General features: G+C 44.5%; 17 protein-coding genes. 13 read left to right on the top strand and 4 right to left on the bottom strand.

What is annotated here, in order from left to right; translation table 11 throughout:
• The first annotated feature begins 5 nt into the window (after positions 1-5).
• From ileS to KJ365_RS15695, 9 genes are all read left to right on the top strand, one after another.
• The gene (ileS, locus tag KJ365_RS15735; RefSeq protein WP_214452635.1) at positions 6-2,813 is read left to right on the top strand and encodes an isoleucine--tRNA ligase; all 2,808 of its coding nucleotides are present in this window, start codon (positions 6-8) and stop codon (positions 2,811-2,813) included.
• Complete coding sequence (gene lspA / locus KJ365_RS15730) at positions 2,806-3,303, top strand: signal peptidase II (RefSeq protein ID WP_214452634.1); 498 nt, start codon at positions 2,806-2,808, stop codon at positions 3,301-3,303. The genes ileS and lspA overlap by 8 nt, the downstream gene beginning before the upstream one ends.
• Positions 3,296-3,739: an FKBP-type peptidyl-prolyl cis-trans isomerase gene (fkpB, locus tag KJ365_RS15725; RefSeq protein WP_214452633.1), complete on the top strand. Its 444-nt coding sequence runs from the start codon at positions 3,296-3,298 to the stop codon at positions 3,737-3,739. Before lspA ends, fkpB begins: the two co-directional genes overlap by 8 nt.
• 9 nt (positions 3,740-3,748) lie before the next feature.
• A complete protein-coding gene (gene ispH / locus KJ365_RS15720; protein ID WP_214452632.1) occupies positions 3,749-4,693 on the top strand; it encodes a 4-hydroxy-3-methylbut-2-enyl diphosphate reductase in 945 nt (314 codons plus the stop codon).
• Positions 4,694-4,883: 190 nt separating this feature from the next.
• Positions 4,884-5,486: a type IV pilus modification protein PilV gene (gene pilV / locus KJ365_RS15715; protein ID WP_250884289.1), complete on the top strand. Its 603-nt coding sequence runs from the start codon at positions 4,884-4,886 to the stop codon at positions 5,484-5,486.
• 8 nt (positions 5,487-5,494) lie between these two features.
• Positions 5,495-6,370, top strand: a complete 876-nt coding sequence (locus KJ365_RS15710) for a PilW family protein (protein WP_250884288.1) — start codon at positions 5,495-5,497, stop codon at positions 6,368-6,370.
• Positions 6,370-6,933: a PilX N-terminal domain-containing pilus assembly protein gene (locus tag KJ365_RS15705; RefSeq protein WP_214452629.1), complete on the top strand. Its 564-nt coding sequence runs from the start codon at positions 6,370-6,372 to the stop codon at positions 6,931-6,933. The genes KJ365_RS15710 and KJ365_RS15705 overlap by 1 nt, the downstream gene beginning before the upstream one ends.
• 16 nt (positions 6,934-6,949) lie before the next feature.
• Positions 6,950-11,044 carry a PilC/PilY family type IV pilus protein gene (locus KJ365_RS15700; RefSeq protein WP_214452628.1) on the top strand — a complete coding sequence of 1,365 codons (4,095 nt, stop codon included), beginning with the start codon at positions 6,950-6,952 and terminating at the stop codon, positions 11,042-11,044.
• Positions 11,045-11,105: 61 nt separating this feature from the next.
• Complete coding sequence (locus KJ365_RS15695; RefSeq protein ID WP_214452627.1) at positions 11,106-11,573, top strand: type IV pilin protein; 468 nt, start codon at positions 11,106-11,108, stop codon at positions 11,571-11,573.
• A gap of 866 nt (positions 11,574-12,439) precedes the next feature.
• Here KJ365_RS15695 and KJ365_RS15690 read toward each other — a convergent pair.
• Complete coding sequence (locus KJ365_RS15690) at positions 12,440-13,003, bottom strand: GspH/FimT family pseudopilin (RefSeq protein ID WP_352109432.1); 564 nt, start codon at positions 13,001-13,003, stop codon at positions 12,440-12,442.
• Between the two features lie 136 nt (positions 13,004-13,139).
• On the opposite strand from KJ365_RS15690, the gene nadE reads away from it, so the two are divergent.
• Positions 13,140-13,970: an NAD(+) synthase gene (gene nadE / locus KJ365_RS15685; protein ID WP_214452626.1), complete on the top strand. Its 831-nt coding sequence runs from the start codon at positions 13,140-13,142 to the stop codon at positions 13,968-13,970.
• 7 nt (positions 13,971-13,977) lie between these two features.
• Positions 13,978-14,319, top strand: a complete 342-nt coding sequence (locus KJ365_RS15680; RefSeq protein WP_214452625.1) for a P-II family nitrogen regulator — start codon at positions 13,978-13,980, stop codon at positions 14,317-14,319.
• A gap of 21 nt (positions 14,320-14,340) precedes the next feature.
• Here KJ365_RS15680 and KJ365_RS15675 read toward each other — a convergent pair whose 3' ends face one another.
• Positions 14,341-14,826, bottom strand: coding sequence for an FKBP-type peptidyl-prolyl cis-trans isomerase (locus KJ365_RS15675; protein WP_214452624.1), 486 nt, complete (start codon positions 14,824-14,826; stop codon positions 14,341-14,343).
• Positions 14,827-14,862: 36 nt separating this feature from the next.
• The gene (ygfZ, locus tag KJ365_RS15670; RefSeq protein ID WP_214452623.1) at positions 14,863-15,801 is read right to left on the bottom strand and encodes a CAF17-like 4Fe-4S cluster assembly/insertion protein YgfZ; all 939 of its coding nucleotides are present in this window, start codon (positions 15,799-15,801) and stop codon (positions 14,863-14,865) included.
• A 160-nt stretch (positions 15,802-15,961) separates the two neighbouring features.
• Here ygfZ and KJ365_RS15665 point away from each other — a divergent pair, with 160 nt between their 5' ends.
• A complete protein-coding gene (locus KJ365_RS15665) occupies positions 15,962-16,222 on the top strand; it encodes an FAD assembly factor SdhE (RefSeq protein WP_214452622.1) in 261 nt (86 codons plus the stop codon).
• Between the two features lie 470 nt (positions 16,223-16,692).
• Positions 16,693-17,598: a MaoC family dehydratase gene (locus KJ365_RS15660; RefSeq protein ID WP_214452621.1), complete on the top strand. Its 906-nt coding sequence runs from the start codon at positions 16,693-16,695 to the stop codon at positions 17,596-17,598.
• A gap of 12 nt (positions 17,599-17,610) precedes the next feature.
• Here the strand turns inward: KJ365_RS15660 and nadB are convergent, their stop codons facing one another.
• A complete protein-coding gene (gene nadB, locus KJ365_RS15655; RefSeq protein ID WP_214452620.1) occupies positions 17,611-19,209 on the bottom strand; it encodes an L-aspartate oxidase in 1,599 nt (532 codons plus the stop codon).
• Positions 19,210-19,294: the final 85 nt, after the last annotated feature.

Genomic DNA, 19,294 nt, shown 5'->3' with positions numbered 1-19,294 from the left:
AAACTATGAGTGATTACAAATCGACGCTGAACTTGCCCGATACGGCATTTCCGATGCGAGGCAATCTCGCCCAGCGTGAGCCACAAATGCTAAAAAATTGGACCAGCAAAGATTTGTACCAGCAAATTAGACGCGCCAGAGCGGGCGCAACACCTTTTATTCTTCATGATGGCCCTCCTTATGCCAATGGCGATATTCATATCGGTCATGCAGTGAATAAAATTCTAAAAGACATCATTGTAAAGTCTAAAACACTTTCAGGCTTCGATGCCCCATACGTACCTGGCTGGGACTGCCATGGCTTGCCTATTGAATTAATGGTTGAAAAGAAGGTGGGCAAGCCGGGTAAAAAAGTATCTGTAGCGGAGTTTAGAGAAAAATGTAGAGCTTATGCTGAAAGGCAAATAGACGGTCAACGCAAAGACTTTATTCGTTTAGGTGTGTTAGGTGAGTGGCAAAACCCATATAAAACCATGGATTTTTCCTCTGAAGCTAACATCATTCGTGCGCTTGCTAAGATAGTAACCTCTGGGCATCTAGAGAAAGGCTTTAAGCCAGTCCACTGGTGTACTGATTGTGGTTCAGCGCTTGCGGAAGCGGAGGTGGAGTATCAAGATAAGGTTTCTCCTGCTATTGATGTCGCGTTTGCGGTGGCAGATAAGCAAAAGGCGAGCGACGCTTTCGGCGTAGATGCTTCTGCAGCTTTCGTGGTTATTTGGACAACGACCCCTTGGACCATCCCTGCAAATAGAGCGATTACTTTGCACCCAGAGCTTGACTACTCATTAGTTGAAGTATCAGTAGAGGGGGCGAACAAGCAATATGTAGTGGCGTCAGATTTAGTTGAAAGCTGTATGCAGCGATATGACATTTCTGAGTATAAAACGCTCGCGCAATGCCAAGGTAAAGCCTTAGAAAACGTATTGGTTACTCACCCATTACTAGACCTTCAGGTGCCATTGATTTTGGGCGAGCATGTGACAACAGAGTCTGGTACTGGCTGTGTACATACTGCGCCAGCCCATGGTGTGGATGATTTTAATGTAGGTAAACAATATGGTATTGAAGTGTATAACCCTGTTGGCGCAAACGGTGTTTATGTGGAAAATACGCCACACTTTGCAGGACAACACGTTTTTAAAGCCAATCAAAACATTATTGATGCGTTACAAGAACATGACGCACTAGTGCTTAATGTAAAGTATGAGCACAGCTATCCACATTGCTGGCGTCATAAAACCCCGATTATTTTCCGTGCGACGCCACAGTGGTTTGTCAGTATGGATAAAAAAGGATTAAGAGCTGCGTCTATAAGGGAGATTGAGAAAACCAAATGGATCCCCGATTGGGGCCAGCAGCGCATCACGAGCATGGTAGAAGGTAGACCAGATTGGTGTATCTCTCGACAGCGCACATGGGGCGTACCTATTGCATTGTTTATTCATGAACAAACCGGTGAGCTGCATCCTAATAGCGCTGACATCATGGAAAAAGTCGCATTAGAGGTCGAGAAAAAAGGGATTCAGGCATGGTGGGACATCCCTACTGAAGACTTAATTGGCGATGATGCGAAGCAGTATATCAAAGTGACCGATACCCTAGATGTTTGGTTTGATTCAGGCGTTACGCATTATTTTGTTGTCGATAAACGTGACGACATCCCTGCGTCGGCCGACTTATATCTCGAAGGCTCTGACCAGCATCGCGGATGGTTTATGTCTTCGTTAATGAGTTCGGTCGCGATGAACGGGCATGCGCCATACAAAGAGGTGTTAACTCACGGATTTACTGTAGATGCTAACGGTAAAAAAATGTCGAAATCACTCGGCAATGTAGTGGCTCCTCAAGAAGTGACCAATAAGCTTGGCGCTGATATTTTACGTTTATGGGCGGCCTCAACCGATTATCGCGGTGAAATGACCGTTAGTGATGAAATTCTCAAGCGTTCCGCCGACGCTTATCGTCGCATTCGTAACACAGCGCGCTTTTTGCTAGCGAACTTAAATGGCTTCAACCCCGAGACTGACCAAGTGGCGCCAGACGATATGGTTGCACTGGATGCATGGATGGTGTCTCGAACGCAGCAACTTCAAAAAGACATTAAAGCCGCATATGATCAATACGATATGTTGATTGTTTGTCAGTCTCTCATGCAGTTCTGCTCAATTGAACTTGGTAGTTTCTACTTAGATATCATAAAAGATCGTCAGTACACCGCAAAAGCAGACGGTCACGCTCGTCGCTCTTGTCAAACTGCGCTCTATCATATTGCTGAGGCGATGGTGCGTTGGATGGCGCCCATTATGAGCTTTACTGCGCAAGAAGTCTGGGAGGCAATGCCTGGTAAGCGTGATGAGTTTGTCTTTACCCAAACGTGGTATGAAGGTATGCCAGATGTCACTAACACAATGGACGACAGCTTCTGGGAATCTATCCTAGCGGCAAAAACCCAAGTCAACAGTGCACTTGAACAAGCTCGAAAGGATAAGGTAATTGGTAGTTCGCTTGAAGCTAAGGTAACCATATTTGCTAATAAAGCACTACGAGACAACTTAGAGCGTTTGGAAGATGAGTTGCGTTTTGTACTGATTACTTCTCAAGCAGAAGTTGCCGATATCGATGCTCGAACAGACGATTCACAATTATCTGAAGATGGCACCTTTGCTGTTCAAGTTAGCAGTGCACCTGGTACAAAGTGCACAAGATGTTGGCACATTACAGAGGATGTAGGTTCGGATCCTAAACATCCTGAACTGTGTACAAGATGTATTGAGAATGTAGACGGTTCAGGAGAGGCTCGTCAATATGCCTAATTGGATAACGCAAACTGGATTGCGCTTTACGTGGATTTCACTTATCGCGATTGTGCTTGACCAAGTAACCAAGCAAGCGATTGTAGGCGCAATGGACTTGCGTCAATCCATAGAAGTGACGTCTTTTTTCAATCTGACGTACGTGCATAATTACGGTGCTGCCTTTAGTATTTTGTATGATGCCGGCGGATGGCAACGTTATTTTTTAAGTGCCGTTGCTATTGGGGTGAGCATTGTGATTGTTTGGTGGCTAAAAAAGTCTCCAAAGGAACAATTGCTGCTACCCGTTGCCTTTAGTTTTATTCTTGGTGGCGCCTTAGGCAATGTACTAGACCGCATTTTACACGGCTATGTTATCGATTTCTTAGATTTCTATTATGGCACGTACCATTGGCCCGCCTTTAATGTCGCCGACTCCGCGATTTTTATTGGCGCGGCGCTTTTGATTATTGATATGTTTATCAACAAAGAAGATAAAGAGCATGAGTGATACAGCAAAAGTAATTGGAGATAACAGCGAAGTTATCTTACATTTTGATTTAAAGTTATCAGACGGGTCTGCCGCTGATAGCACCCGCGTGAACAACAAGCCTGCCAAAATGGTGATGGGTGATGGAAGTTTAACGCCGAACTTTGAAAAGTGTTTGCTTGGCTTGCGTGTAGGTGATAAAAAAGCGTTTAATATTGCAGCAAATGATGCGTTTGGTATGCCAAACCCCGATAATATTTATCATGTGGATCGCACTAAGTTTGCCGCCGATGCGGATTTAAGTGAAGGCATGATAATGGGGTTTTCGCAGCCAGACGGCAGTGAAATGCCGGGTATCATTCGCAGTGTCGCAGGGCATTCAGTTACCGTAGATTTCAATCACCCCTTAGCCGGGCAAGATGTGGTCTTCGACGTAGAAATTGTTGACGTTAGATAGGATGTTATAGTGCAAATTCATTTAGCCAATCCAAGAGGTTTCTGTGCGGGCGTTGACCGTGCCATCACTATCGTTGAGCGTGCACTAGAGATGTTTGGCCCGCCGATTTATGTGCGACATGAAGTCGTACATAACAAATTTGTTGTCGATGGGCTTAAATCTCGCGGCGCACAATTTGTCGATGAATTAGAAGAAGTGCCAGACGACAGCATTGTCATATTCTCTGCCCATGGCGTTTCGCAAAAAGTCAGAGGCGAAGCGTCTGATAGGGGCTTAAAAGTATTTGATGCGACATGTCCACTGGTAACTAAGGTGCATATGGAAGTCATGCGGGCCAGCAAAAAAGGCACTGAGTGTGTACTCATTGGTCATCATGGTCACCCAGAAGTTGAGGGAACCATGGGCCAATACAGCAACCCTAACGGTGGTATTTACTTGGTTGAGTCGATTGCTGATGTCAGTGCACTTGAGGTAAACAACCCAGACGAATTATATTATTGTAGCCAGACCACATTGTCGGTTGATGATACTGCCGAAGTTATTGAGGCCCTGCGTGAGAAGTTTCCTAAGATTGATGGCCCACGTAAGGATGACATTTGCTATGCTACGCAAAACCGTCAAGACGCGGTGAGGGAGCTAGCAAGTGATTGTGATATTCTGCTAGTAGTGGGAGCGCAAAATAGCTCAAACTCAAATCGTTTACGAGAGCTTGCCGAGAAAATGGGCGCAAAAGCGCACTTAATAGCCGATAAAGACTGTATACAGCGAGATTGGCTCGAAGGCGTATCGAATATTGGTGTTACCGCTGGTGCGTCTGCGCCGGAGGTGTTGGTGCAGGGCGTAGTGGAAAAACTCATCGAGTGGGGAGCAAAAACCTCGACTGAAAGGCCTGGCCGGCCAGAAAATGTTGAGTTTGCCGTACCCAAAGAATTACGAATAAAGCAAGTTTCGTAGCTTGCTTACTTGATAGCAAGGCGCGTTTTACAATACTCTTGTGCAGTTGAGTTCTAAATTTAATACCTTAGACTCCTAGAAGATAACTAATGGTTGCAAAATTTAGATATAGTGCTCCCATGGCAATTGTTATGTATTGATGATGCGAAAAGAAATTGTGAATAAATGCTTTACTGAAAAGGGACGGGCTTTGAAGCACCAGCGAGGCGTGGGCATGATTGAAGTGCTCATTACACTTCTCATCCTATCTATAGGCCTGCTTGGCGTGGCGTCGATGCAGTTTATAGGCTCGTTTTCTAATAAAGAAGCTCTCTCTCGTACCCAAGCCGTAATGGTAGCTCAGCAGATGAGTGAGCGCTTACGTGCCAGTGTGGTTGCATCCCAAGTTACCGATGGCTTTGTGGTCAACAATGCTTACTTTGACGCGAACAACTACAACTTCGACAACTTAGGCTCTTGTACTGGCAATGACCCGTACGGATGTTATTGCGAAGCCATTCCTGCGGGTATTCCCGACTGTCAATCAAACATATGCAGTGCGAACAATATTGCGGTATTTGATGCATATCAAATGTCTTGTGCTGCGGTTGAATCAAATCCAAATGCGACTATTTCAGTGACTTGTGCGGATTCAAACCCTGGTGATGCTGACTTATGCACGGCAGGATCTATTCATACCATTCAAGTGGATTGGCCCACGACAAGTTGGCAGGGTCAGGGGCGCGTGGTCAATGAACGCTGCGCGAATAATGGCCAAGACACTGACTGCGTAATAATACAGGTGACACTATGAGACCTAGTATGAAAAGAGAAAAAGGATTTACCTTAATTGAAATCATGATTTCCCTGGCGCTAGGGCTCATCATTTCTGGTGCAGTTATCCAGATTCTTGTCAGTAACAGCGTGACAGATAAATTAAATAAAGCAGTCGCCAGCGCCCAAGAGAGTGGGCGTTTTATCGTCTCAAGAATGCGGCAAGAGCTTATGATGGTGGGTCTCTATGATGTGTTAGACCCTAATATAAGCGACCTAGGCGGTCTTATTGACCTTGCCGAAGAAGAACTATTCTTACAAACACATCCTGTTCCAGTGCCCGGTGATTTTGTCGCTAGAGCAGCCCTTGGTGCGCAAGAAGGCGGCGGCGCTGCTAACAGTGACCGTTTGGTCGTTAGCTTACAAGGGATAAGAGATTGCAGAGGTTATGACCTGGGTTACAACACAGTAGCCAATCCTGACCAGATTTTTTATGTGGTAAACGAATACTTTTTAGAAGGCGACGAATTAAAGTGTCGTGGCTTTGACGGGCGTTTCTTACGAGGTCAAAAAGCGGCAGAAGGCCATAATGGTCATGCAGCCTTTACTATTTTAGATAACGTTTTGAATTTTCAAGTACTGTATGGAATAACCGATGCGAACGCTGTTGACGAACGTTCACGTCCGGTCAGATATATCGAGGCAGATGGTTTAGCTGCGGCCTATGCCGCAAATTCGCAAGTTGTCGCATTGCGCATTGCATTGGTGATAAAGGGCGAAGGTGAAGTGAATCTGGAACAAGCGGAAACGTTTAAACTGTTAAATGAAGATACGATCACGGCGCCAGATACAGGCTTGTACAAAGAGTTTGAAACAACTATCACGCTGCGTAATATGAGTAATTTTGTTAGGGGGAGCGCTTAATGAATAAGCAAAAAGGATTAGTAATGGTATTTGCCCTGTTGGTGCTTTTGTCCATTACCGTGTTAGGTGTGTCTTCGGTGTCAAGTAGCTTGCTACAAACGAAAATGGCATCTTCTTTAGAGCGCAGTTCACTCTCATTTGACGCTGCTGAGGCGGCGATCGCAGGTGTGGTTTTTGAGTCCGAAGATGAGATCTTACTCAATGATGTGGGCAACACTGACCCATTGTCAGAGGCTAGGCAAAACCTTGAACTTGATTTAACCGTGGATGCACTCAGTTGTTTTGATGATAACCGCATTCGCCGAGATATCACCTCAAATGGTCTCGGCTTTGGCGCGCGACACACAATTACAGCGACATACAGCGAGCAGGGTGGGGTTGATAGTTGGTCTCAAACGGCATTCGTTCGTGAGCAAGCGTGCCGAGGGTCAAGCAATGTGATTGGTGGAACAAATATTAAATGTCACGTCTTTTTGGTGAGAGGGTGCGGTCAAGCCGATGGTAGTAACTACGCAGTTGCAAATACCTTATCAGCGTCAGTTTTTGCACCAGCAACAAATTAGTTTGGAGTGGTAGTATATGTCTATTAAGAAGTTAGCGTGTTCGTTTACCGCTTTTGCACTGAGTTTTTTCATCAGTCTAAGTGCCTTTGGTGATGATTTAGAGATTTATCTGGGAACCAGTGAATCGCAGGTCACATACAATCCTAATGTATTATTTATTATGGATACTTCGGGAAGTATGAGTAACCGCGATGGTGGCTCACAGTCACGAATGCAACGTGTGCAAATAGCGCTTAATCAAGCGTTAGAAAACGCCACAAACATCAATGCTGGTCTTATGCGTTTTTCTGACTATGGCGGCCCTATTTTGTTTCCAGTGCGAGGTATTGATACGCCTGTTCAACCGGAAATTATCCTTCCAGTGAAAGACTCGCAAGACGATGCATATGAAATTGACGGCAACCCAGTCGTTAATTCGAATCAACTCATCTTAACCCAGGGAACGAGTGAAGTTACAACGGGTTTGAGATATCAAAACGTTAATATACCCCAAGGCGCTACCATTACCAGCGCACGCGTGCGTTTTATCAGTTCGCAGCTCAATACGTCAGCAAGTACGTTGACCATTTATGCCGAAGATGAAGACGACTCTGCTGCCTTCACCACGCAAAATGACAATATCTCCGGTCGCGATAAAACCTCAAACAGCTTAGAGTGGGTATTTAATAATGCTTTCCCACTTGCACAAGAAATAACAACATCACCTGATATTTCTCATGTGATCCAAGAAGTAATTGGTCGCTCTGGCTGGTGTGGTGGCAACGATTTGAGCCTAATTATCGAGGGTGAAAGTAGCATAAGTAGCAGTAACCGCCGCGCGTTTAGTTACGATGAAGGCGATAGCCGCTCACCACAATTAATCATTACCTACGACGAATCGACGGCAACGGGCTGTACGCAAGGCTCGTTCATTTATCAAGTAGATGAGCAAAATGAAAACGCAGAGGAGCGTCCAGACGGGACTCAGTCGACGGGGAATGAGCTAACCTTTAGAGATGGTACTAACGAATACATTGGTGTGAGATTTAAAAACCTGAATATCCCTCAAGGCGCTGAGATTGTAGATGCTCATATAATATTCACGGCGCATTCAGGCGACAGCAGCAATGGTGCGCGTATGAGGATTCGCGGGGTAGCAGAGGATGATCCTAATAATTTCTCGCCTTACACACGATATCTACTCAGTAACAAGCCTAAAACGGGTGCATCTGTAACCTGGGATAATATTGGTGCTTGGACTCGAAATGAAACCTACGAAACACCGTCAGTAAGAAATATTGTTCAAGAGATTGTCAATCGCAGTGGGTGGCAAGCAAACAACGAAATGATGTTTGTCTTTGATAACTTTACAAACGCAAAACGCGGTGCCTATACATTTAGAGGCAGAGCATCTGGTGCGCCACAGTTAGTTATTGAATATAAAGGTAACGCTGTGCCTGGCAGTCAATCAACCGTTAGACAAAGTTTAATAAGCCGCGTGAATGAGCTTAGTCCAAGTGGCTTCACTCCTATCGTCGATACCTTATATGAAGCGACTAGCTACTATGGCGGTTTAAATGTAGATTATGGCCGCAAACGTGGGGAGGCCGACGTTAGTAATTCTGTACGACGTGCGACACGCGTGAGTAATAGGCTTTCATATATTGGTGCTGACCCAGTAAGACCGTTTGGATGTACTGATGCGAACCTCAATGATACAGACTGTATGAACGAGTTCATTCCAGCGCCTGCTACCTACATCTCGCCGATCCAAGATTTGCAGTGTCAAACTAATAATCACATCGTGTTGTTGTCGGACGGTGAAGCGAATAATAATCACAGTGTCAGTAAAATCCAAAACCTTCTTGGTCGCAACTGCACAGGCAACGGCGGTGAAAGATGTGGTGTAGATTTAGTTAGCGACCTCAGTAGTCAAAACACCTCGCCTATCGATGCGCGTATTATTACGCACACAATCGGCTTTGCAGCGAACTCTACGGCAAACAACTTCTTAAACCGTCTCGCATTGCAAGGTGGTGGTGGTTTCTACGAAGCTAGCAATAGTGAAGATTTGGTCAATGTATTTGAAACGATTTTAAGACAGGTCAAAGACGTGAACACTACCTTCGTTTCACCAGGTGTTGCGGTCAACCAATTAAACCGATTGACCCACAGAGATGAACTTTACTTCGCATTGTTTAGACCCGCTGAGGGGGCTTTATGGCCAGGCAACCTTAAGAAGTACAAGATTGCTGGCGACGTTATTTTAGATAAAAATGGTAGCCCTGCCGTTGACGGCGCAACAGGTTTCTTTAAAGAAAACTCGCATAGTTACTGGTCGCCTCTAGCAGACGGAAATGACGTACGCGAAGGCGGAGCTATTAGTCGTTTGGACTTGGTGCGCAACTTATACACATTCGATGATACGCCAGGCCCAATTGCTGTTAGTGGTAATGCTTTTAATGAATCAAACTCTTCGATCACGCTTGAAGATATGGGACTTGAAACGCGTCCAAATCCAGAGATTCTTAGAAATGAGATATTAAAGTGGGCTCGCGGTGTTGACGTACTAGATGCAGATGGTGATGGTTCTACCACTGACATCAACTTGATGATGGGTGATCCTATTCACTCACAACCTGTGATCGTGAACTATTCTGAAACTGACAGTGCGATACTTGTGGCGACTAACCACGGGTTCTTGCACTCGTTTGACTCCGAGAGCGGAGAAGAAAACTTTGCGATTATGCCCAAAGAATTACTACCGAATCTAGAAGAGTTCTATCGCAATGGTTCTACGTTTAATCATATTTATGGTCTTGATGGCGATATGGTATATCGCGAAGTCGACGAGAAGAAATGGTTGTATGTTGGTCAGCGCAGAGGTGGCAACAACTACTATGTGTTCGACATCACTCAGAAAGACAGTCCTAAACTGGTCTTTAAGATTGATGGTGGAGAGGGTGCATACGCCAATATGGGCCAAAGCTGGTCACGTCCTATCTTGACTAAAGTAGATGTAGGTGGCAGCGTTCGCAATGTCATGATCATTGGTGGTGGCTATGATGAGGACCAAGATACTAAGTCAATCCGCTCTGCAGATATGATGGGTAATAGTGTTTATATGATTGATGCAGACACCGGTAGCTTGATTTGGTCTGCTAGTGATGAGAACGCCACTCTGAATTTGCCCGAGATGAAATATAGCATTCCAGCGCGTATTTCGGTGATTGACCGTGATAACGATGGGGTTGCCGATCACATGTATGTAGCGGACATGGGCGGTCAACTATTCCGCCTAGATATCTACAACGGCAACCCAGTAAATGAGCTTGTTAAAGGTCAACGTTTGGCTGATTTTGGCGGTGATTCTGAAACTGAGAACCGTCGCTTCTTTTATGGTCCGGACGTTTCCGAAGTCACGCTAGGCGATGCAATCTATTATGCTGTTGCCATTGGTTCTGGCTTTAGAGCAGGCCCTTTGAATACCACCATCGAAGATAACTTCTATATGATCAAAGATGAAGGTGTATTCCAAAGAGACACCCTTGGTCAATATACATTCCCAAGTGGCTCGATGACCGCTGCTAATTTGTACGACGCGACAAATCACTTACTTACGTCGCCAGATAATACTGAGCGGGATTTAGCCACTGCAGACTTTGCCAATAAAGACGGGTGGTATATCCGCTTAACCAATGGCGGTGAAAAAGTGTTGTCATCGCCATTGATTCTAGACTACAAGGTATTCTTTACCACTTACTTGCCTGCTAGCAGTAGCGAAAGCTTATGTGCGCCGCCAACAGGTAATAGTCGTGCTTACTTGGTAAATCTGTTTAACGGTAACTCGCTCACTGATTTGAATCAAAATGGTGAGAGAGATCGTGCGGACCGCTCAGCTGATTTAGCACAAACCGGTATCGCCCCCGATACACGAGTTTTATTTCCCAAGATTACTAACCCTGTGGTTTGTTTAGGGGCAGAATGTGTATCAGCGGCTATTACAACAGACGCCGATGGCAACGAAAACGCGTGTACCTCTGACTTTGAATGTTTAGCGCAGAATATTTATGGGCGCTTTGAGCGGGTGAGGAAAGAATCGTGGAAAACGGAAATAGAACGTAATCAATAGCGGCACTCAGCAGCCAAGGTTTAATAAGGCCTTAGCTGCGTTTGAATAAGGTTAAGAGTTCATGAATAAGCGCAACACAAAAGGGTTTACACTCATCGAATTGATGGTGGTAGTAGCGATAGTGGGTATTATCGCTTCAATCGCATATCCAAGTTACCAGAGTATGATAGTGTCAAGTGCACGAAGTGCTGCCCAGGCAGACCTGATGGCTTTTGCGTCTGCAATGGAGCGCCATAGCGCAGCAAACATGAGTTATGCTGGCGCTGCAGCTGGAGGCTCTGATACTGGTGCTCCCGCTATTTTTGCAACTTACTCACCTGCAACTGAACAGCCAGCCGATAGAAGATACGATTTGTCTATCGATGAAGTTGGCGCTAATGGACTAACGTATCGCTTAGTGGCAACGCCGGTTAGCGGCACGCCGGTTGAAGATGACGGCATTATTGTCATATTTAGCGATGGTCGCAAAGCTTGGGACCAAGACGACAGTGGCGCCATTGCTGCAAATGAGTTTTGCTGGAGCTGTTAGTCGTTTATTATTAACGTTTTTAAAGGGCCTGCATATTTATGTGCAGGCCCTTTTTATTGTCAGTTGTTTTGTATCTTCTGCGTAGCAAGAAAAATGCTAAACCGGTTCGCAATCACAAGCGTAGCCTGCGAAGGCGTCTAGTTAAGCACCGTTTTTCTTCAGTAGAATGCAAATGCTGGATATCGTAAAAGGGAAATGCCGAACAAAGTGGCAGTTTAATAATTAGGGTCTGAACATTATGATTAAGTGACTTGTAATTGTGCAAGTTAATCAAAGGAATGAAAAATATGAAAGAGTTTAAATAGGAACAACTCACCAACATCGATGGTGGAGTGGCAAACTTTGTATTAGGTTACGCTGCGGGAAAAGCGTTAGATTATGTTTTTAGTGGTGATGCCTATAATGATGGAGTGCTTTGGTCTCAGCAGGACTTTTCTGATAGCAATGATTATTTTTTAAATAATCGAGAAAAGTTTAATCTGCTTTATTGATAACTAACCGATAGAGCACTGCGGTGCTCTATCTAACCATAAAGAGGTACGGAATATGAGGTCATTTCTTCTCATGTTATGCGGTTTTTTAACTGCGTTTATTATGAATCGATTTTTTTCATTTCAACTTTGGGTTGAGCTATCGATTGTTGCGGTAATAGGGCTTATCATTTGGTGCATCGATAGGCAAATTAGAACAAAAAAAGAAAAGGTCTAATCTCGTGATCGCTTGCACATTCTGCACTTAAATTTAGCTACTGGCCTTACTTTTCTTTTTGGACGTCAAGCGGCTTCTTTTAAATATCGAAACGTAATATGTGTGGCCGAATAATGGGAAAGCGTTTTTAAATAAACAAAGCCCGCAACGGAAAACCGTTAACAAGTGATGTTGTCGCCATCGGCGTCTTCATGGGTGCCATCGTTATTCGCGTCAGTACTGATGCGTGAACGGCCCTGTAAAGTTACGAAAAGAGCGCGGGCATATGTCGCTTCGTTAGAATCTGGACATAGGGTGATAGTTGCAGGCGTGTCGGTTCCGCCTATATCTAAAAAGCGTATAAGATTCGCAGTGCTCGTCATGTTGTTGTTTCTAGATATATTTTGAGAGCTTTGAAGCAAGGGTTCGTCGTTGTCTCGGCTATCGTTGCCGTTAGCATCGATAAAGACGATTTTTGGCGCGTCCCAATCGTTGCTGCACGTCTCAAAATCAGATGACGGACAAACGATGGTCGTTGTGCGTTGGTCAATTGAAGTAAAACGAGCGAATTGCAACAAACCACTCATCTCGTTAATCTCGGCGGTAATTCGATTTTTGGTCAATATGTTTTGAACGTTTGGCGCAACGAGTGTTAGCACTATTGCAGATACCGCAAGCGCAATCATCATCTCTAATAATGTCACGCCTTGTTGACGTTTTTTCCCGCCCAGATTATTTATCACTTCAATCCCCCATTTCTAGCGAGTACACTATATATTATTTTGTTCCAGTTAAGGTATACAATCGTAAACTTTGATAGTTTTATTGATACCTGTTGCATGCCACCACATATATTAAATTACTCAGAGGATAAGTACCTTGAAACAAGCCATTATACAAGAAATGAGAGTTATCCCAAGTATAGACCCCGCTTTTGAGGTTGGACGACGGGTAGCATTCATTAAACAACAATTGCTCACGTCAGGGTTGCAAACACTAGTGCTTGGAATTAGCGGCGGAATTGATTCATGCACGCTTGGGAGATTAGCGCAGTTGGCCGTAGACGAACTCAATCAAGGGGATGCGCAATATCAGTTCATCGCGGTAAGACTGCCGTATGGTACGCAAGCAGATGAAGAAGATGCGCAATTATCCATCGATTTTATTCAGCCATCTTTGCAACTTACCGCAAATGTGAAGCCAGGCGCCGACGCCATTCATGATAGTGCTACCGCGGCCCTTAAAGCGATTGGCAAATCTGTGAGCGATCGACAACTTGATGATTTTGTAAAAGGAAATGCAAAGGCGCGAACCCGAATGGCAATTCAGTATGATATCGCGGGGCTAACACAAGGATTAGTGTTGGGTACTGACCACTCGGCTGAAAATATCACAGGCTTTTATACTAAATACGGCGACGGCGCATGCGATATGGCGCCTTTGTTTGGCTTAAGTAAACGCCAAGTCAGACAAATTGCTGGATTTTTGGGGGCGCCAGAAAAGATTATCAATAAAGCGCCAACCGCTGACCTAGAAACCTTGAATCCACAGCTTGCTGATGAAGCCTCACTTGGATTAAGCTATGAACAAATAGATGACTTTCTCGAAGGAAAGAGCCATGATGACCAAGCTGATGCAAAACTAATTGCTATATATCAGCGGACGCAACATAAACGTATTCCTATCCCTACTATTTACGACGCAGAGTGATAATCCTATGAAAAAGATAGAAGCAATTATTAAACCCTTTAAGTTAGACGATGTTAGAGAGGGTCTCTCTGCCGTTGGTGTTTCTGGGCTTACGATCACAGAAATAAAGGGGTTTGGGCGTCAAAAAGGGCACACAGAGTTGTATCGGGGGGCTGAATACAAAGTCGACTTCCTGCCAAAGATAAAAATCGAAATTGTTTTGTCTGATGATTTGGTAGACCAAGCTGTTGAGGTTATCACCGAAGCGGCACGCACAGGTAAGATCGGGGACGGTAAAATTTTTGTTTACAATGTTGAACAAGCCATTCGTATTAGAACGGGTGAACAAAATGAAGAGGCGCTGACCTAAGTTGGGAGCGCCTGCTTTTCATTAATGCGTGTGACCACAACCGCCAGGGCCATGAACATGGCCATGCTCTAACTCTTCTGCGGTGGCTTCGCGAATATCTTCAACCGACACATCAAAAACCAGCGTTAAACCAGACAGTGGATGATTACCATCGACGGTGACGTGTTCATCATCTTTGTCAATGATAGTCACGGATTGCTCGCCTTCGTCTGTGGTGGCTCTGAAGCTCATTCCCACTTCAACATCCATGCCTTCAAACATACTCACTGGCACCTGTTGTACCAGTTGGTCATGTCTTTCCCCGTAAGCTTTATCTGGCGCGATAGTCACCTCGAAGGTATTGCCCTTTTCTTTTCCGTAAAGTTCGTCTTCTAAACCTGCGATCATGTATTTAGTGCCTTGAATAAACGAAATAGGCTCTTTGTCTATAGAAGAATCAATGGCTTCGCCTTCGGCTGTTTTTACGGTGTAGTGTAGCGTTACGACTAGGTTGTCGGCTATTTGCATATTATGTTTCCAATAGACCGTCTTGCCGGCCGTTTGCTAATTTTCTAATGAATACGGAAGTGGTAAAACAGTTAATTGCTCACCAGAGTCTTTTAAGCGTAACACATCACCTACTTGAGTGTCATTCGCCAGCACCGCTAAAACCTTGCTGCCATTTTCACCATTTGCTCCTGTCAATAGCGTTCCACCCCGTCTGAAGTTCTCACCGACAGACTTTTCAAGTGTCGCACCAGGTGCAATGGTGTCAAGTGGGAGCGATTTATCGCTGCTTAAAATATAAGTAGCACGTTTGTTCTTACCGAGAAATTTTGTGCGCGCAACAACTTCTTGCCCCATATAGCAACCTTTGTCAAAATCGATTGCGTTTAATGCTTGTAGATTGAGCATTTGAGGCACAAACTCGCCAACGGTATTGTCTTGTAAAAAGGCAAGTCCGGCTTCAATTTCCAGTAGCTCAAAGACAGTTTCGTCGTCGCCAATGCTGTCAGCGTAAGCGTCTCTCAGACGAATAAACCCTTGTTCGTTAAGTGTCACTAGATATCTCACAGTTGTATCGTCGAACGTGATGACTTGGCCAAATGTGTTACTGGTTACGCCTAAGTGTTCGTTCGTGAGATCAGGAAATAATGTTTGTAGAGATGCATTCACCGCTTCGCCACTCCCACCTAAGATGCGCCATTGGGCGGTTGTATCTTCGATAGCGACTTTTGAAAAAACCCCGTACTTTTTCAGTTGAGTCAATGTTTCTTTTGCACTGGCCTGGGGCATCAGCATATGATAACTCTGTGCAAACGCAGACAATATAGACACTGACCACATTTTGCCTTTAAAGTCGCAATGGGCAGTTATGCGTGCTTTTTTTGCGTCAAATTGTTTGGTATTGACGGTAAGTTGACCATGCAAATACTCATCACGTTGCTCGCCACTGATACTCACTAGATGACGCGAAGCCAGATTTACTAAAAACGAAGCCATACTTTTCCTTTGCTAAAAGCACCTTGGTTAAGTAAGGAACGTGCGGGTGAAGATATATCTTTACAAGGGTAGAAGAAGAATTTTTTGTCTGTCTACTTTAGTCCAGTACAGACGAATAAAAAACTATGTTAGTCTCTGCGCACTGTTTCAAGGAGTTACTATGTTTGACGCAAAACGAATTGCAAGATTAAAGTGGGCGTGCCGCCGCGGCATGCTTGAATTAGATGTTTTATTGTTACCTTTCGTCGAGCAAGCGTTTGATGATCTTACGGAGCAACAACAAGTGACGTTTGAGCGTTTATTGACATGTGATGACCCAGACCTTTTCGCGTGGTTTATGGGGCACCAAACCTGTCAGGATCCAGAATTTTCTGAGATGGTATCAACTGTGCTCTCACGTGTTAAGTTAAGCGCAAGTTAATAAGCAACTGCTTTTTTTATGATATCTATCTTCGTCAAGGATGACGGAAATTTCTGGCTAATGCTTGTCAATACCGCCATCTGCATGCTACTCGTGTTGTTTCTCAGTGTTCAGACTAGCTTGTCTTTATTCTTTTTATCCCTATTTTTTGTGCCGCTACTATATTTTGCTGCTTTGACTCACTATCACTGGCATACATCAAACTCTTTACTATACTTCAGCTTAAATCATGAAAATAATAATATTATTTTGTATCAGGGTGGAGCATCGGTCGCTTATATGATCGGTAAAAAATCAAAGGCCAATTCGTTTGGCGTATGGCTTGAATTGATACGCAGTGAGCCGCAGCAGCAAAGTTGTGATGTGCAACGGTATTTTTTTACCAAGTGGCAAATGAACTCACGCGCATTTCGAGCGTTTCATCGTCATATTGTTTGGTACCTCGATGCAAAAGGAGTGTAGATAGCCCTATGTTAACATTGCTAGCAAAAGCCGCCATTTATCGCCCGGACTATGATGCGAAAACTGCGCCTCAAATGCCGCAAGAAACATTGCGAAAGCTGCATACTATTTCGCCTGAGCATTATGAGAGCTATCATGCTTTGGTGAATTGGCTTCCTGGCGAAGAAAATCAGGTTCATCCCAATTATATTCAAACCTTGACCTTGCCCATGCAACTTAGCATGATGACGCAAACACCTTTTCCGTTTAAAGCGCTAGGTTTGGTGCATTTAGCCAATCGTATTAATGTGTTTGAACTTCCTAAAAAAGACGACACATTAGAATTAAACACTTACTTTGGCCGCATTTATTCACATAAGCGTGGTTATGTGTTTGAGATTCATTCAGATGCGAGTAAGCAAGGTACCGTTGCATTAAAAGCCACGAGCTATTATCTAGCGAGAACCCGTAAGGTTTTGTTTGAAGAGGGACTCAGTAAGTTCACTGATGCCACGCTGCTGCAAAATTGTACACTGACTCCGGAAGTCGTGGCTAATTCAACGCGCATTACAAAACTTAACTTTAGTGAAAATATTGGGCGTAAATATGCAAGGGTTTCGGGAGATTACAACCCTATCCATTTATGGCCACTGACATCACGTTTATTCGGTTTCAAGCGCGCCATTGCCCATGGTATGTACTCACACGCCTTGGCGCTATCTGCTTTACAGCGTTCACATCAAATTGATTTGCGAACCAATGTATCTATAAAGGCGCTTTTCAAACAACCGATTGTATTGCCGGTGGATGTCGAGTGCACGGTAAAAGCATGTAAAGATAACAGCTTGGACTTTAGTTTATTCAGTGAGAAGCCAAGCGCTCATCACCGATTTAATCCTCACTTAATTGGTTGTATCACACCACTTGAAAAATAATCATATAAGGCGCTATTTCAGTGGCTTTTGAATGATGCTTGGGCCTGCATTTTCAAGCAAATTTGGATAGTCGAGGTTGTAATGAAGGCCACGACTTTCTTTTCTCATCATTGCACAAGTCACTATCAGTTGCGCAATGCATACCAAATTACGCAGCTCTAACATATTATTGCTAACCTTGAAGTTACTGTAGTATTCATCTATCTCCTGTTTTAACAGGTTGATTCTTCGCATCGCTCGTTCAAGGCGCTTATCACTTCTAACAATGCCAACGTAGTCCCACATAAATAAACGCAGCTCATGCCAGTTATGTTGAATAATAACCTCTTCATCTGAGTCGATAACTCGGCTCTCGTCCCATGGCTGAATAGTGCATTGGCTATGGGGTTCGTCAAAATGCGCTAAAATATGATTAGCACATGCATGAGCAAATACAACACATTCTAGCAAGGAGTTACTGGCCATCCTGTTGGCACCGTGCAAACCGGTATAAGCAACCTCACCAATGGCGTAAACGTTTTCTAGATTGGTTTTGGCGTTTAGGTCGGTCATTACGCCACCGCAGCTATAATGCGCCGCAGGCACTACAGGGATAGGCTGTCGTGTGATATCAATGCCTAAGGAGCGGCATTTTCGATAAATGTTTGGAAAGTGCTTTACTATGAAGTCTGTGGGTTTATGGCTAATGTCTAAGTACATACAATCTGCGCCGAGGCGCTTCATTTCAAAATCGATAGCGCGAGCGACTATATCTCTAGGGGCTAGGTCACCACGTTCATCAAACTTGTGCATAAACGGTGTGCCGTCTGCATGGCATAAAAATGCACCTTCGCCACGAAGTGCTTCGCTGATTAGGAAATTCCCCGCATCGGGATGATACAAACAAGTGGGATGAAATTGGTTAAACTCCATGTTTGCAATTCTGCATCCTGCACGCCAAGCCATAGCAATGCCATCTCCGCTCGATACATCTGGGTTAGACGTATATTGATAGACCTTGCTCGCGCCACCAGTTGCTAAGGTCACAAATCGTGCACGAATAATTTCTACACGGGTCTTCTTACGATTCCATACATATGCACCAATGCAGCGCTGGTCTGATTTATTGGCCTTGATTAAGTCAATGGCGTTGTATCGTTCAAAAATGTGGATGTTGGGGTGTTGTGTTACATTATCAGATAGCGTGCTTTGCACCGCTTCACCGGTAGCGTCAGCAGCATGTAAAATGCGTCTGTGGCTATGTCCGCCCTCGCGTGTCAGGTGAAAACGTGGGTTGCCATGCTCATCTTGCTCTTGATCGAAGGGCACGCCTCGACTGATCAACCATTGCATGCTTCGTTTGGCATTTTCGGCTGTGTATCGCACCACATTCTCGTCACAAATACCGGCGCCAGCGTTTAAAGTATCCGCAATATGGCTTTCTATGCTGTCATCATCGTCAAAAACAGCGGCAATGCCCCCTTGTGCATAGCGAGTACTGCCCTCATTAATATCGCTCTTACTTAGCACGATGACATTGCAGTGTTCGGCCATTTTGAGGGCTAAGCTCAGCCCAGCGGCACCGCTACCTATTACCAGAAGGTCGCAACGATGTTCTATTGTGTCTGCCATAGTGAAAGTAAGTCCAAACAAATAAGTTCTAATAAAGAAGAACGTAATACTAGTGTTTTGGTGCAAAAATACAATCGCTCGATTA

The sequence above is a fragment of the Glaciecola sp. XM2 genome (assembly GCF_018595715.1).
GTDB lineage: Bacteria > Pseudomonadota > Gammaproteobacteria > Enterobacterales > Alteromonadaceae > Glaciecola.
Note: the sequence above shows the minus strand (reverse complement) of the source record. Positions and strands in the feature narration are given on the sequence as shown.

Bases quoted from the DNA above. Each gene is read 5' to 3' on its own strand.
- KJ365_RS15675 (WP_214452624.1), bottom strand. From the start codon at position 14,826: ATGCAAATAGCCGACAACCTAGTCGTAACGCTACACTACACCGTAAAA.
- KJ365_RS15695 (WP_214452627.1), top strand. From the start codon at position 11,106: ATGAATAAGCGCAACACAAAAGGGTTTACACTCATCGAATTGATGGTG.
- KJ365_RS15705 (WP_214452629.1), top strand. From the start codon at position 6,370: ATGAATAAGCAAAAAGGATTAGTAATGGTATTTGCCCTGTTGGTGCTT.
- KJ365_RS15710 (WP_250884288.1), top strand. From the start codon at position 5,495: ATGAAAAGAGAAAAAGGATTTACCTTAATTGAAATCATGATTTCCCTG.
- KJ365_RS15660 (WP_214452621.1), top strand. From the start codon at position 16,693: ATGTTAACATTGCTAGCAAAAGCCGCCATTTATCGCCCGGACTATGAT.
- nadB (WP_214452620.1), bottom strand. From the start codon at position 19,209: ATGGCAGACACAATAGAACATCGTTGCGACCTTCTGGTAATAGGTAGC.
- fkpB (WP_214452633.1), top strand. From the start codon at position 3,296: ATGAGTGATACAGCAAAAGTAATTGGAGATAACAGCGAAGTTATCTTA.
- KJ365_RS15665 (WP_214452622.1), top strand. From the start codon at position 15,962: ATGTTTGACGCAAAACGAATTGCAAGATTAAAGTGGGCGTGCCGCCGC.
- ygfZ (WP_214452623.1), bottom strand. From the start codon at position 15,801: ATGGCTTCGTTTTTAGTAAATCTGGCTTCGCGTCATCTAGTGAGTATC.
- ileS (WP_214452635.1), top strand. From the start codon at position 6: ATGAGTGATTACAAATCGACGCTGAACTTGCCCGATACGGCATTTCCG.
- lspA (WP_214452634.1), top strand. From the start codon at position 2,806: ATGCCTAATTGGATAACGCAAACTGGATTGCGCTTTACGTGGATTTCA.
- KJ365_RS15700 (WP_214452628.1), top strand. From the start codon at position 6,950: ATGTCTATTAAGAAGTTAGCGTGTTCGTTTACCGCTTTTGCACTGAGT.
- KJ365_RS15680 (WP_214452625.1), top strand. From the start codon at position 13,978: ATGAAAAAGATAGAAGCAATTATTAAACCCTTTAAGTTAGACGATGTT.